This window comes from Paenibacillus xylanilyticus (assembly GCF_013359935.1).
Taxonomy (GTDB): Bacteria; Bacillota; Bacilli; order Paenibacillales; family Paenibacillaceae; genus Paenibacillus; species Paenibacillus xylanilyticus.
On the sequence record NZ_JABMCB010000192.1, the window covers coordinates 85,266 to 98,731 of the forward strand.

10 protein-coding genes and 2 riboswitches are annotated in these 13,466 nt (G+C 49.9%); of the genes, 5 read left to right on the forward strand and 5 right to left on the reverse strand.

The window, feature by feature from the left end:
- Positions 1-17: 17 nt before the first annotated feature.
- Genes gcvPB through gcvT form a run of 3 tightly spaced genes read right to left on the reverse strand, consistent with a single transcriptional unit; the run spans position 18 to position 4,056 of the window.
- Entirely contained in the window at positions 18-1,571 is a 1,554-nt protein-coding gene (gene gcvPB, locus HP552_RS20280) for an aminomethyl-transferring glycine dehydrogenase subunit GcvPB (RefSeq protein ID WP_376768968.1), read from the reverse strand.
- Positions 1,568-2,923: an aminomethyl-transferring glycine dehydrogenase subunit GcvPA gene (gene gcvPA / locus HP552_RS20285; RefSeq protein ID WP_175397213.1), complete on the reverse strand. Its 1,356-nt coding sequence runs from the start codon at positions 2,921-2,923 to the stop codon at positions 1,568-1,570. Before gcvPA ends, gcvPB begins: the two co-directional genes overlap by 4 nt.
- On the reverse strand, positions 2,920-4,056 hold the full coding sequence (gene gcvT / locus HP552_RS20290; RefSeq protein WP_175397214.1) for a glycine cleavage system aminomethyltransferase GcvT: 1,137 nt from the start codon (positions 4,054-4,056) through the stop codon (positions 2,920-2,922). Before gcvT ends, gcvPA begins: the two co-directional genes overlap by 4 nt.
- A 185-nt stretch (positions 4,057-4,241) precedes the next feature.
- Positions 4,242-4,343: riboswitch (glycine riboswitch) on the reverse strand.
- Between the two features lie 3 nt (positions 4,344-4,346).
- Positions 4,347-4,472, reverse strand: a riboswitch (glycine riboswitch).
- 343 nt (positions 4,473-4,815) lie between these two features.
- On the opposite strand from gcvT, the gene gcvH reads away from it, so the two are divergent.
- The 5 genes from gcvH (at position 4,816) to HP552_RS20315 (ending at position 10,793) form a co-directional block, all read left to right on the forward strand.
- Positions 4,816-5,208 carry a glycine cleavage system protein GcvH gene (gene gcvH, locus HP552_RS20295; RefSeq protein ID WP_175397215.1) on the forward strand — a complete coding sequence of 131 codons (393 nt, stop codon included), beginning with the start codon at positions 4,816-4,818 and terminating at the stop codon, positions 5,206-5,208.
- A 418-nt stretch (positions 5,209-5,626) separates the two neighbouring features.
- Positions 5,627-7,081: a PTS mannitol transporter subunit IIBC gene (locus HP552_RS20300; RefSeq protein WP_175397216.1), complete on the forward strand. Its 1,455-nt coding sequence runs from the start codon at positions 5,627-5,629 to the stop codon at positions 7,079-7,081.
- A gap of 39 nt (positions 7,082-7,120) precedes the next feature.
- Positions 7,121-9,211, forward strand: coding sequence for a BglG family transcription antiterminator (locus tag HP552_RS20305; RefSeq protein ID WP_175397217.1), 2,091 nt, complete (start codon positions 7,121-7,123; stop codon positions 9,209-9,211).
- A 5-nt stretch (positions 9,212-9,216) separates the two neighbouring features.
- Positions 9,217-9,651 (forward strand): PTS mannitol transporter subunit IIA, encoded by a 435-nt coding sequence (locus HP552_RS20310; protein ID WP_175397218.1) that lies wholly within the window; start codon positions 9,217-9,219, stop codon positions 9,649-9,651.
- The gene (locus HP552_RS20315) at positions 9,648-10,793 is read left to right on the forward strand and encodes a mannitol-1-phosphate 5-dehydrogenase (RefSeq protein ID WP_175397219.1); all 1,146 of its coding nucleotides are present in this window, start codon (positions 9,648-9,650) and stop codon (positions 10,791-10,793) included. Before HP552_RS20310 ends, HP552_RS20315 begins: the two co-directional genes overlap by 4 nt.
- A gap of 86 nt (positions 10,794-10,879) precedes the next feature.
- Here HP552_RS20315 and HP552_RS20320 read toward each other — a convergent pair whose 3' ends face one another.
- On the reverse strand, positions 10,880-11,173 hold the full coding sequence (locus HP552_RS20320; RefSeq protein ID WP_246310983.1) for a cysteine-rich CWC family protein: 294 nt from the start codon (positions 11,171-11,173) through the stop codon (positions 10,880-10,882).
- Between the two features lie 33 nt (positions 11,174-11,206).
- Complete coding sequence (locus HP552_RS20325) at positions 11,207-13,216, reverse strand: endonuclease MutS2 (RefSeq protein ID WP_175397220.1); 2,010 nt, start codon at positions 13,214-13,216, stop codon at positions 11,207-11,209.
- Positions 13,217-13,466 lie beyond the last annotated feature (250 nt).

The window sequence follows — 13,466 nt, forward strand, 5'->3', positions numbered from 1 at the left end:
TTAAATTCCTATAGTGTTTAGCTGCAAGCACAGTTCAGAACAGGTTTACGAGCCGCAGTTGTCTCATCCAAGCGGGTAACCGGTGTGCCATAAGGAGCATTCAGTACCAGTTCAGGTGTCTCTTCTGCTTCCTTGGCAATCCGTATCATCGTATCAATAAAGCCATCAAGCGTCTCCTTGCTCTCCGTTTCCGTTGGCTCAATCATGATACATTCCTCAACGTTGAGCGGGAAGTATACGGTTGGCGGATGATACCCAAAATCAAGCAGTCGTTTGGCCACATCCAGTGTCCGTACACCATATTGCTTCAGTCCCCGACCAGACATGACAAATTCATGTTTACACACGCCTGGATACGGAATCTCGTAGTAAGGAGCAAGACGTGCCATCATATAGTTTGCATTCAGTACGGCACATTCAGAAACCCGGCGCAAACCTTCCGGTCCATAAGTACGAATGTAAGCATAGGCGCGTACCAAAATACCGAAGTTGCCGTAATACGCTTTGACCCGGCCGATCGATTGATCGCCTTCACGATCCAGTGCGTATTGTCCCTGATCATTCTTGATGACCATCGGTTTTGGCAGGAACGGAATCAGTCGGCTTTTAACGCCAACTGGTCCCGCACCAGGACCGCCTCCGCCGTGAGGGGTACTCATCGTTTTATGCAAGTTCAGATGCACCACGTCGAAGCCCATATCGCCAGGCCGGGTGATGCCCATAATGGCATTGGAGTTGGCTCCATCGTAGTACAGCAAACCTCCAGCTTGATGCACGATTGAGGCAATCTCCTGGATGTCCTTTTCAAACAATCCAAGTGTGTTCGGGTTGGTCAGCATGAGCGCTACGGTATCCGAACCAACTGCTGCGCGAAGTGCGTCCAGATCTACCAGACCGTCTGCACGGGAAGGAATCGTAACCGTTTCGAAACCTGCTACGGTTGCACTTGCCGGGTTGGTACCATGGGATGAATCCGGCACGATGACTTTGGTGCGCTGTTCACCCCGACCTTCGTGATAGGCACGAATCATCATGAGTCCGGTCCATTCACCATGTGCACCAGCGGCTGGTTGCAGGGTTACAGCATCCATACCTGTCAGACCTGCAAGGTCGTTTTGCAACGTGTACAGCAGTTCAAGCGCACCCTGAATGCTGGATTCAGGTTGATAAGGATGGATTTTGGCAAATCCGCTGTAACGGGCGACATCCTCATTGATTTTTGGATTGTACTTCATCGTGCAGGAGCCGAGAGGGTAGAATCCGTTATCTACCCCGAAGTTACGGCGGGAGAGGGCAGTATAGTGACGGATGACATCGACTTCAAATACCTCGGGCAGTGCAGCTGCTTCCGAACGCAGCATTTCCCGGGGAATCAACGATTCCGGATCTTGACGCGGAACATCACATTCAGGCAGAGAGTAAGCGACTCGACCCGGGCTGCTAAGTTCAAAGATCAGAGATTGCTCCGGAGCGGGCGATGCAGTCTGCGCAGTTTGATTCGAGTTGGTTTCGGTTTGGACAGGAGCTGCCGGTTCCGGCTGTCCTTGAGTTGTTGTCATTTCCTGAGTCACAGCGATCCCTCCAATACACGTGCGAATTCGTCAATCTCTTCCTTGCTGCGTCGTTCTGTAACGGCTACCAGCATATGTCCGGCAAGTTCAGGATAATCACGTCCAAGTTCATAACCACCGATAAATCCGGCATCCAGCAGCTTCAGCTGAAGTGCACTGGCGTCTGTTCCTTCAGGCAGTTGGATGACAAACTCATTGAATGTTGGTGCAGTAAACGTCAGGCTGACCCCGGGAATAGCGGTTAACGTATTCAGGGCATAGTGACTTTTTTGCAGATTCAAGTCAGCTACATCGATCATTCCCTGTCTCCCCATGGTGGACATATATACAGATGCGCTCAGTGCAAGCAAAGCCTGATTAGAGCAAATGTTGGATGTCGCATTTTCGCGGCGGATGTGCTGTTCCCGCGCTTGCAGCGTCAATACAAAACCGCGTTTGCCGTTACGATCGGTTGTCTGGCCTACGATTCGGCCAGGAATCCGGCGCATATGAGCCTGGGATACGGCGAAATATCCGCACGTTGGGCCGCCGAGGGAAGCGGCGATGCCAAGGGGCTGCGCGTCGCCAACTACGATGTCGGCACCCAGCTTGCCTGGGGCTTCAAGCAGACCAAGCGCCAGCGGGTTTGCGCTGACTACGAGCAGTCCCTTGTGCGCATGTGCGAGGTCTGCAGCCTGTTTTACATTTTCCACGGCTCCGAAGAAGTTCGGACTCTGGATCATGACGGCTGCAGTATCGTCGGATATGGCAGTTTGCAGGGCATCCCAGTCAGTGACCCCATTCTGATAACCAATCTCGACAATCTCCAAATTCAAACCGTGAGCGTAAGCCTTCAATACTTGACGAGCTTCCGGATGAACCGTACGGGATACGATCAGCTGTTTACGGCGGGTTGCCGCAGCAGCCAGGTTTCCTGCTTCCGCAAATGCGGTTGCGCCATCATACATGCTGGCATTGGCTACGGCCATGCCGGTCAGTTCACAGATATACGATTGAAATTCGAAGATGGCTTGGAGCTCACCCTGACTAATTTCGGGCTGGTACGGCGTATAGGCTGTATAGAATTCGGAACGGGAAATGACGTGGTTAATCACGGAAGGAATGTGGTGATCATAAATGCCTGCACCCAGAAAACTGGCGTGTGTCTCAAAATTGGCATTGGCACCGGCTTGCTTGGACATATGGCGCGTCAGCGCGTATTCATCCAGCTTGGAGGAAACGGGCAGCTCGCCCTGATAACGAATTTCCTGTGGAATGTCATGAAACAGATCCTCAATCGTGTCCACACCGATGGTCGCGAGCATGGCGCTCTGATCCTGCTCAGTCATGGGAATGTAACGGTGCTTGCTCATGCTTGATCAGCTCCTTGGGTAGGTGTCTTTTGCGTGCGTGTCCGTTTATGAAAAGGGGTCTTCACGACCTCGGCTTTCAGTTTCTTGCCGCGGATCTCAATCTCCAGCGGGGTACCCAACGCAGCATACTTGCTGTCGATCAGTGCAAGTCCCAGATTGCGTTTCAGCGTAGGGGACTGTGTGCCTGTCGTCACTTCACCGATCTGCACGCCTTCGGCGTAGATTGGATAGTGAGGGCGGGGAATACCGCGCTCCAGCACTTCGATGCCGACCAGTTTGCGGGCAGGCCCCTCATTTTTTTGCAGCAACAAGGCTTCGTGTCCGATAAAAGGTCCGGCATTCAGCTTCACAAACATGCCAACCCCTGCCTCCAGCGGAGAGATGGTTGGCGACAATTCCTGTCCATACAGGGGCAGCTTCGCTTCAAAGCGCAGTGTATCCCGTGCACCGAGTCCAGCAGGAACCAGTCCGTGTACTTCGCCAGCCTGCATTAATCCGTTCCAGACTGCAGAAGCCTTTTCTGCTGGTACGTAAAGTTCAAAGCCGTCTTCACCGGTATAACCAGTGCGGGACAGCAACAATTTTACACCGCACACCTCAGCATTCTGTACAAAGCGGAAAGGCTCAATCGTGAAAACATCGGTACCTGTAACTTTTCCAATAATGTCCACAGCAAGCGGGCCTTGCAGAGCCAGAAGAGCTGTCTCCTCGGAATCATTCTTCATGCTCACCCCAGGGACCATATGCTCTTGCAGCCATGCCCAATCCTTGTCGATATTGGAGGCGTTAACGACCAGCATATAATGCTGATCTTCCAGCTTATACACAAGCAGATCGTCGACCACGCCACCATCCGGATAACACATCAATGTATACTGCGCCTGACCGGGAACCAGTGTGGTCACGTCATTGGTCGTCATTTTCTGCAAAAATGCTTCTGCCTGTTCACCCCGCACGGTAAATTCGCCCATGTGAGATACATCAAACAGACCGGCCCGTTCCCGTACGGCTTCATGTTCCTTTTGAATTCCGCTGAACTGCACCGGAAGCTCCCAGCCTCCAAAATCGATGCACCGTACACCTTCGTATTGCTGATAAAGTGGAAAGAATGGAGTTCTAAGCAAATCGGACATCAAATCACCTCGTTGTGGCCGCTGCGGGCCGAGTGTGTAACATGAATGAAGCAGTAATTTTCCGTATAAGTATAATTAAGGCTGCTATAGACAGCGCCGGCTGATCCTGGTTTTTCGTTTTTTTGGGAAAAAGGAAAAGGACAGGCCAAAGAACCGGCATGCCAGAAGCACGCTGTATTCTAAGGCTCTGTCCTTGGTACCTGAGAGTTACCCCGCCAATCAGTTGCAGCAGGTTTCCCCTTGGGTGATCATTACGCCCTGACCGGGCGATTAGATGCTCTCCAGAGTTGCGTCCCGTAAAAGTCCTTTTGCCTGAGAGATTCACCTCCCGCTTGTCGGGTGGTTTACTCCTTCGGCGTTACCGCATGCACATCCAAGACTCGGGTGTCACGGGTAATCTCTCCCTTTACATTCATCCGCGGGTAATGCACACAACAATAAACATTTACTCTCTCATTAAAACGTGAATCCACTATCGATGTCAAGAACGATATCATAGAAAATGATAAAAAAAACGAATAATTCTTAGATTGTTAACGGTATTGTTCGTATATATAAAAAGATTACGCTTACTCTTCTATTATCCACCATTATATGTAGAGAGAGGGTATTTGAGTTACAGGCCTTTAATGTAGAAATCTAAATATTTTGTGAGGTATCTTGACATTTGAATCCGAAATATCATACGCTAAGTTCTGGGGAAAAGGGTAAGGCCAAAGAAACGCATGCACTCATTAATGAAAAGCGAGGCGGATATCGATGAGCGAATTGAAAAGTGATTTCCTGTACAGTGAAGAGCACGAGTGGGTGCAAACCGTAGGGGAGGATACTGTACGGATCGGCATTACCGAGTTCGCGCAGCATCAGCTGGGTGACATTGTGTTTGTGGAATTGCCTGACCTTGAATCGGCTGTAAAAGCGGAAGACAGCATTGGCACGATCGAATCCGTCAAGACGGTTTCCGATTTGTTTTCTCCGGTAAGTGGTTCCATTATTGCCGTGAATGAAGCACTGCAGGATGCACCTGAACTGGTTAACAGTTCGCCTTATGAAGAAGGCTGGATGATTGAGATTCGTGTTGAAGGTGATCTGACAGAAGCCTTGTCGAAATTGATGAGTGCCGATGCATATCGTAAGCATACAGAGGAGTAGAATGGTTTTGTACTAATTAGCCTATCATTTCATTACAAATAAATGTTCTTGCACGTTTTCATAGCCTGTGTGAGCCTTGGTGCTTATGCAGGCTTTTTGTGTTCTTCAAGGCAGGGTTGGTCGCCAGAAAAAGGTGCTGGAGAGGATGAAATAAGCGTCGATTGTACAACCTATTCCCATAAAACCAACACAGTAAATGATATAAGTCACACACGGAAAAAGCCTTGAATATCAACGCTTACAGCCTTCCAATCACGATAAAAACGATTACATAACCGTAATGTTGTCATCAATGATCATGACGAAAGTACGCTTTCCTTTCGTTGAACCGGAGACCAATCTGGCTTAGGATAACAGCAGGGGAGAAATGATACCCCTTTCATAAATTTTAATCACTTGATCCGAGGAGGATAATACAATGAGTAACTTGGACCAAACGTCCAATTCCAAAGGCGGTCTCCGGGTAGGCGTTCAACGTTTTGGCCGATTCCTGAGCGGTATGGTTATGCCGAATATGGGGGCATTTATTGCCTGGGGACTGATTACTGCGCTGTTCATTGAAAAGGGTTGGTTCCCTAATGCAACTCTTGCAGAGCTAGTGGATCCGATGATCAAATATTTGCTGCCGCTGCTTATTGGTTACACCGGGGGTACCATGGTGCATGGCCAGCGTGGTGGTGTCGTGGGTGCCATCATGACCATCGGGGTTATTGTCGGTAGTGATATTCCGATGTTCTTGGGTGCCATGATTGCCGGACCTCTGGCAGCATGGGTCATCAAAAAGTTTGATAAATCAGTTGAAGGTAAAATCAAAGCAGGATTCGAAATGTTGGTCAACAACTTCTCTGCCGGGATTATTGGCGGGATCTTGGGGATTATTGCACTGCTGGGGATCGGGCCTGCTGTAGAAGCAATTAGCACAGTATTGTCTGCTGGCGTACAGGGTCTGATGAATCTGGGCTTGCTTCCGCTGGTCAATCTGATTATTGAGCCGGGGAAAGTATTGTTCCTGAACAATGCAATTAACCACGGAATTCTAACTCCGATTGCAACAGACCAAGCAAGAGAATTGGGCCAATCCGTATTATACATGCTTGAATCCAACCCGGGTCCCGGACTTGGAATCTTGCTGGCCTACTGCTTCTTCGGTCGTGGTACTGCAAGATCTTCTGCACCGGGTGCCGTTATCATCCATTTCTTCGGGGGAATTCACGAAATTTATTTCCCTTACATTCTGATGAGACCGATTCTGATTCTTGCTGCAATCGCAGGTGGTGTAGCAGGTACAGCAACGTTTATGCTTACCGGAGCCGGACTGGTTTCAGCACCTTCGCCGGGTAGTATCATCGCTTATTTCCTGTTAACACCAAAAGGCGGATATCTTCCGATGCTCGCAGGGGTGGCTGTAGCCGCCATTGTTTCCTTCCTGATTGCAGCACTGCTGCTGAAAACAGGCAAACAAAAGGAAGAAGACCTGGAGTCTGCATCCAATCGGATGAAAGACATGAAGAGTCAAGGAACTACGCCGAATGCTGCCATTAATGCGGATAACCGTGAAGCAGACAGAGCAGCGGATATTGCTTCTTCTGCCGTAAAAACTGATGTGAAGAAAATCGTCTTCTCCTGTGATGCCGGTATGGGTTCCAGTGCCATGGGGGCTTCCATTCTTCGCAAGAAGATGAAAGCAGAAGGGATTGATGTTGCGGTAACCAATACAGCAATCAGTGATATCCCTCAGGACGCAGACGTTGTCATTACGCAGAAGACATTAACGGACCGTGCCCGCAGCGTGGCACCGAACGCAGAACATATTTCCATCGACAACTTCCTAAAAAGCCCGGAATACGATGCGCTCGTTGAACGCCTGAAATAACAGGTTGCTATCGTTTTCCCTGAGCCGGAGGCTTGAGATATGAGTATTACGAAAAGACAGCGTGAAATTGTGGAGTTCCTGCTGGAACATCCGCATGAAGTAACCGCCGGCGAAATTGCAATCGCGGTAAAAGTCAGTACCCGAACCGTTCATCGGGAGCTGCAGATGATTGAGAAGTGGCTGGAGCCACTGGGCATGAAATTAGAAAAAAAATCGGGAACCGGGGTACGTATTGACCCTGGTTCCAACGATTTGGCTGCACTGCATCAGCAATTGGAGCTTAACGAATACGTAGAGTTTACGCCGGAAGAGCGTAAACTCTTCATGCTTTGCATTTTGCTGGATGAAGCGGAGCCCGTAAAACTGCTTGCGTTGTCATCAGATTTGAAAGTGACGGTCTCCACGGTGAGCAATGACCTCGATGAACTGGAGCCCCGAATTCGGCAGGCTGGACTGAAGCTGGTTCGCAGACGAGGATACGGGGTGAAGATCAATGGCAGCGAAACAGCTTATCGGGCAGCGATTGCCGGGCTTGCGCTAGAATTTCTGGATGAGTCGGATCTGTTTGGAAGACAACCTGAGCAGGGCGTTTCCAAGGTGAATCAGAAGCTGCTGAGCATGATTGGCCACCGTGACGTACTGACGGTCGAGAATGCCCTGTGGCAGCCTGATATTGATTGGCTCGAAAATATTCCTGAGCGACAGTATACGAAATTGCTTATTCAATTATCCGTTGCACTGGCGCGCATACGCAAAGGGTTTACGGTAGGGCGAGGCACTGCACAAAAGACGATACACTCGTCTACTTTGGACATGAATGTACCTGAATATATGGCCTCCCGGTTATGCGGTGTGCTGTCCAGTCAGCTTGGAATATCGTTTGCCAAAGAAGAACAGAGCTATCTACACAAATTATTAATCGAAACAGAGCAGCTTATTCACTCCACACGTTTACTGCCTGTTGACGATCTGGTGCTGCTGGATATGGTTCGTTCCCTGATGGATCAGATGCAGGAGAGAACCGGTTATGCATTCCAGGAGGATCGTCTCCTGCGAGAAGGGCTGATTGCCCATATGCAGCCGGTGATGGAACGCATCGGGGGACAGCAGAGCATACGTAACCCGTTGCTCCAACAGATCCGCAAGGATTATGATTCGCTGTTCGCGGATGTGAAGAAAGCCGTGCATATCGCATGGCCGGATACGGACGTACCGGATGAGGAAATTGGGTTTTTGGTCATGCATTTCGGAGCTTCCATCGAGCGATTGCGTGTACTGAAGCGTGAGATTCGGGCGATTATTGTTTGCACCAGCGGAATCGGATCCTCACGCATGCTTTCCAGCCGTTTGTCCAAGGAGATCCCGGAAATTCGCATTATCGACAGTGCATCATGGTATGAAGCCGCGCGGATCCCCGAAGAGGATTATGATCTCATTTTGTCGACCGTCGATCTGCCGATGGAGCCGCATCAGTATTACAAGGTGAGTCCCTTGTTGACGGCAGATGAAAGTGAACGTTTGAGGCAGTACATTCAAAATACGACGCTGCAGCGGGAACAAGGCAAGTATGGGGACAGTAAAGGAAGCCGAAAGGCAACTGATCGTAATCCGGACCCGGCGGGGCTTGATGCCACGCTCATTGAGATTGTACGTATCATAGGCAAGTTTCAGGTGTTTCCTCTGGATAACGGCAGGATGGGATTTTACGAAACAGCATTTGCCATGTGCAAGGTACTGCAGGAATCCGGTGTATTGAAGGACCCGGAAGAGATAGCCAGGCTGCTTGAAGCCCGCGAATCAGTAGGCAGTCAGAAAATCCCCGATACTTCACTGGCTCTGTTCCATACACGCAGTGATGGCATCTATAGGCCGTCCATCAGCCTGTTTCAACTGTCAGAACCGCTGCTGGTGACGCCGGATGACCCGGTGGGCGTGACCCATATCCTTCTCATGGTAGGGCCGGGGGAGTTATCCCGGGAGAGCCTGGAGGTTCTCAGCGAGATCAGTGCATTGTTGCTGCAGGACGAAATGATTATGCTGCTGGAGAAGGGAATACGGGATGATCTTATTCATTACCTTTCCCGGGAGCTGGTTGGATTTTATCGAAGTAAAACTGAAATTGGAGGTTAACAAACATGAGTATACTTACAACAGATAAAGTGGTTATGAACGCGACGGCACAGGACAAATATGAGGCTATTCGCATGGCAGGACAAATTTTGAAAGACGCAGGACATATTACCGCAGATTATATCGACAAGATGCTTGAGCGTGAGGAAATTGTATCCACCTATGTGGGCAACGGACTTGCGATTCCGCACGGAACCAAAGAATCCAAATCGTTCATTCTGTCCACGGGTATTTCTGTCATCCAGTTCCCGCAAGGTGTAGATTTTGGGGAAGAAAAAGCTTACATGGTCATCGGCATTGCCGCTCAGGGCGGTGAGCACATGGAGATCCTGACGAGCATTGCGGTGATCTGTGCCGAGGATGAGAACATGGAAGCACTCCGTTATGCCAAAACGGCAGAAGAAATCATTACCATTCTCGAAAGTGAAATGGAACTATGAAGGCCCTTCATTTTGGAGCAGGGAATATCGGACGTGGGTTTATCGGACTAATCCTGTCTCGCGCAGGATATAACGTTATGTTCTCGGATGTGAATCAGGAGCTCGTTAAGGCACTCCAGCAGCGCGGACAGTACACGGTGGAACTGGCGAACGAGTCGAAGGATACGGAGACGGTAACAGGTGTGAGTGCGATTGATGGAACACAGCTGGAGACGGTTGCCCAAAACGTTGCGGAAGCAGATCTCGTTACAACCGCAGTCGGTGTGGGGATTCTGAAACATATCGCACCAGGCATTGCCAAGGGTCTTGAGGCGAGATTGAATACAGGTTTGGTACAGAAACCTCTTCATATTATCGCATGTGAAAATGCCATCGGTGCCAGCACGCAGCTCAAAGAACATGTGTATGCTCTGCTGGAAGAACCCGTTAGGGCTCTTGCCGATCAGTATGTATATTTTCCTGATTCCGCAGTAGACCGAATCGTACCGATACAGCATCATGAAGACTCGCTTCATGTGCAGGTTGAACCTTTTTATGAGTGGGTTGTGGATCGTTCACAGTTGGCACCTGCGTTCCTTCCGATCGAAGGAGTACTCTATGTTGATGATCTGGAGCCCTATATCGAACGCAAATTGTTTACCGTGAACACGGGACACTGCTGTGCCGCGTATATCGGTTATGTGAACGGATATGATACGATTCAAAAGGCGATTGCTGATGAAAAGGTGAAATCTCTCGTCTATGGTGCATTGCAGGAAACAGGTGAGGTTCTTGTGAAACGATTTGGTTTCAACCCGGAAGATCACCAGCAGTATATATCGAAAATACTTGGACGCTTCGTGAATCCACATCTCACGGATGAAGTTACCCGGGTAGGCCGCTCCCCGCTGCGGAAGCTGTCCCCCAATGACCGTTTGGTCCGTCCGGCACTTCAGGCATATGAGTATGGGATGGAAACGACTAATCTGGCAAGAGGCATGGCAGCAGCCTGCAAATTTGATGTATCGGATGATCCCGAGGCAGCAGAACTGCAGGATCTGATCAAACAAAAGGGTATCGCTGCTGCACTCAGTCACTACACATCCATGGATGAGCAGCACCCTGTGCTCAAGCAGGCTGTGGAACATTATCATCAAATGTAAATTGAAATTTAGAACCTATATATCGATTGAGGTCTAGAATAACAATTCAATAGCAACCCAATCGCAAAACAAGAGCCTCACAGTGGTTAACTGTGAGGCTCTTGTTCATGTTCAGCCTGATTCTTATATGTCTCCAGGCATCGCTGACAGATGCATGATTTGCGCCGCTGCTCCGGCGGAATGCAATCAAACACGCCTTCGGGAAATTCAGCGTGATTACACCAGCATTCGGAGTGGGGGCGGCCAGCCGCATACGAGCAGCCATTGGCTTCGCCACACAATGGGCATATGAGCACATTGGGTTTGGAGGCAGTTGTATCTGTCGTTTTGGCCTGTGAATTCGAACTTCCGCTCATGGATGGTACGCCTACTTTCTCCATATCGTCATACCTCATAGTATAACAGGGCCGGACTTATTCTTCAGGTGGTAATTCAATCATCAGCCCTTCGACATGTTTGCGCCCCATCAGTTTTCGCTTTTTTCGATTTTCCTTCGTCTCCAGCACAATATCGAGGTCATAGTCGTCACCTGGATAAAGTTCATCTGCGGATATATGAAGTGTCAGACGTTTCTTGTGGATTTTGACTTTACGCCCGCGCAGCATCACCCCGATATTTCCGCGGCTGTCTTCCACGTCACAGACAATTCCTGCTTGATTCAGATAGGCTGCGTAAACACGATCCCCTTTTCGGAATTTTTTTGTTGGGAGAGCAGGCTGCGTCCCTTCTGACAGACGGGATGAACTGCTTGCTTCAATCTTCACTGGCATTTCTGCTCTCTTCACCGTTTTCTGTACAGCTGTGGAGTTCGGAGGCAGCTCCTGGGCAGGACGTTCTGTGAATGTTGGCTTGGTTGCAGGTTCAGTTGGACTAAGGCTGCTGGACTGACTTGGTGAAACACCTTGATTCGAGATGGACTTGGAGCGATCAATAATGCGCTGTGGCATTCCCAATTTTAATGCGATGGAATAAGCGTAGCTCTCTCCAGCTTCCCCGATCCGCAAACGGTAAAGGGGCTGCAGCGTAGCCGTATCGAATTCCATCCGTGCATTTTCAAATCCTGGCGTGGCAGCGGCAAAATGCTTGATTTCCCCGAAATGGGTCGTGGCCACCACGGTTGCTCCGCGGCTGTGAAGTTCCTCTAGCATGGCGATAGAGAGGCCCACACCTTCACCTGGATCTGTCCCGGAGGCCATCTCATCAATGAGCACAAGCGTGGATGCGTCAGCCTGCTCCAGGATGCCGATCATGTTGCGGATATGTGCCGAGAAGGTGCTGAGTGCCTGCTCCAAACTCTGTCCGTCACCAATATCGACAGCCACTTCGTGATAAACGGCCATTTCGCCGCCTTCACCCACAGGAACAAGCAGACCGGACTGCATCATCAGGGTGAGCAGCCCCAGTGTCTTGAGTGCAACTGTTTTGCCGCCCGTATTTGGTCCTGTAATAATGAGCGAGGAATAGTCCCTGCCAATAGCAAAATCCAGTGGAACCATGGAGGAACCCATTAAAGGATGACGTGCCTGCTGAAGCGTAACCAGGCCCGACGTATTCACTTGTACAGAACGTCCGTCCATGGTTGCAGCATATTTCGCTTTGGCAAACAGGAAATCCAGTACCCCTACCGTTTCGGTATTCAGTGCAATCTCCCGGTTGTACGACTCTGCCAGGGAAGTTAAGTCACCCAGGATTTTCATTTCTTCCCTGGACTCTTCGGCTTGCAGTGAAGTGAGCTCCATCTGCAGACCTACCAGCTCTGCCGGTTCAATATATACGGTTTGCCCGCTTCCGGATTCATCCAGCACACTGCCTTTGACCTGTTTGCGGAATTCTTTCTTGATGGGCAATACGGTTCTGCCGCCGCGCTGACTGATCACGTTCTCCTGCATGATGGACCGGTGCTTGCTAACGAGTGAATCCAGCTTGCGCTTCATTCGTTCCTCGTGCACGGTCATCTTTTTCCGGATACGTGTCAATTCCTTGCTCGCCTGATCCTGGATGCGCCCGCTGTGGATGCAGCGTTCAATCTCGCTTAAAAGGGATTCCATGCGCATCATGGACGAAGCATAACGACTCACTGTCGGAGCTGCTTCGGATTTGCCCTCCATGTATTTCATGAGTTGTGCACAGCTCCGCAGAAATTGCGCAAGTTGACTGAAGTCGCGTTCACTGAACAGGTAACCGGTACCGAGCAGGTCCATAATGGTCTCCATGCCGTCTAGCGAAGGGATGGGAACACTGGCGCCAGAGCGGATCAATGCCGCTGCCTCTTCTGTTTCGGCGAGGCGCATCTGGATCAGTTGGGCGTCTACCATGGGTTTCAACTCTCGCGCGTACCGTTTGCCCAGATAGGAAAGGGCGCAGGATGCGACGTTGTTTTGAATGTGGTGATAGCCCAAAGTGTTCAATGTGTTTTCATTCATGCTTGATCTCTCCTTGGATATAAAATGTAATTTCGATCGGTTCTAACTCAGAATCTATTCCTGAAAAACGCAAAAAGGGCGGAGAATGAACAAACGTCATTCTCCGCCCTAAATGTAGGGGAAAGCAGAGTCCATGATAGGTCTATACAAAAAAATCCACGCTGAACACAGCGCGGAAATAGACCCGGACAAGTACAATCCCGGAGGCGATTTATGATATCCGCTGTTCTTAACTAAGTACAGGGTTACG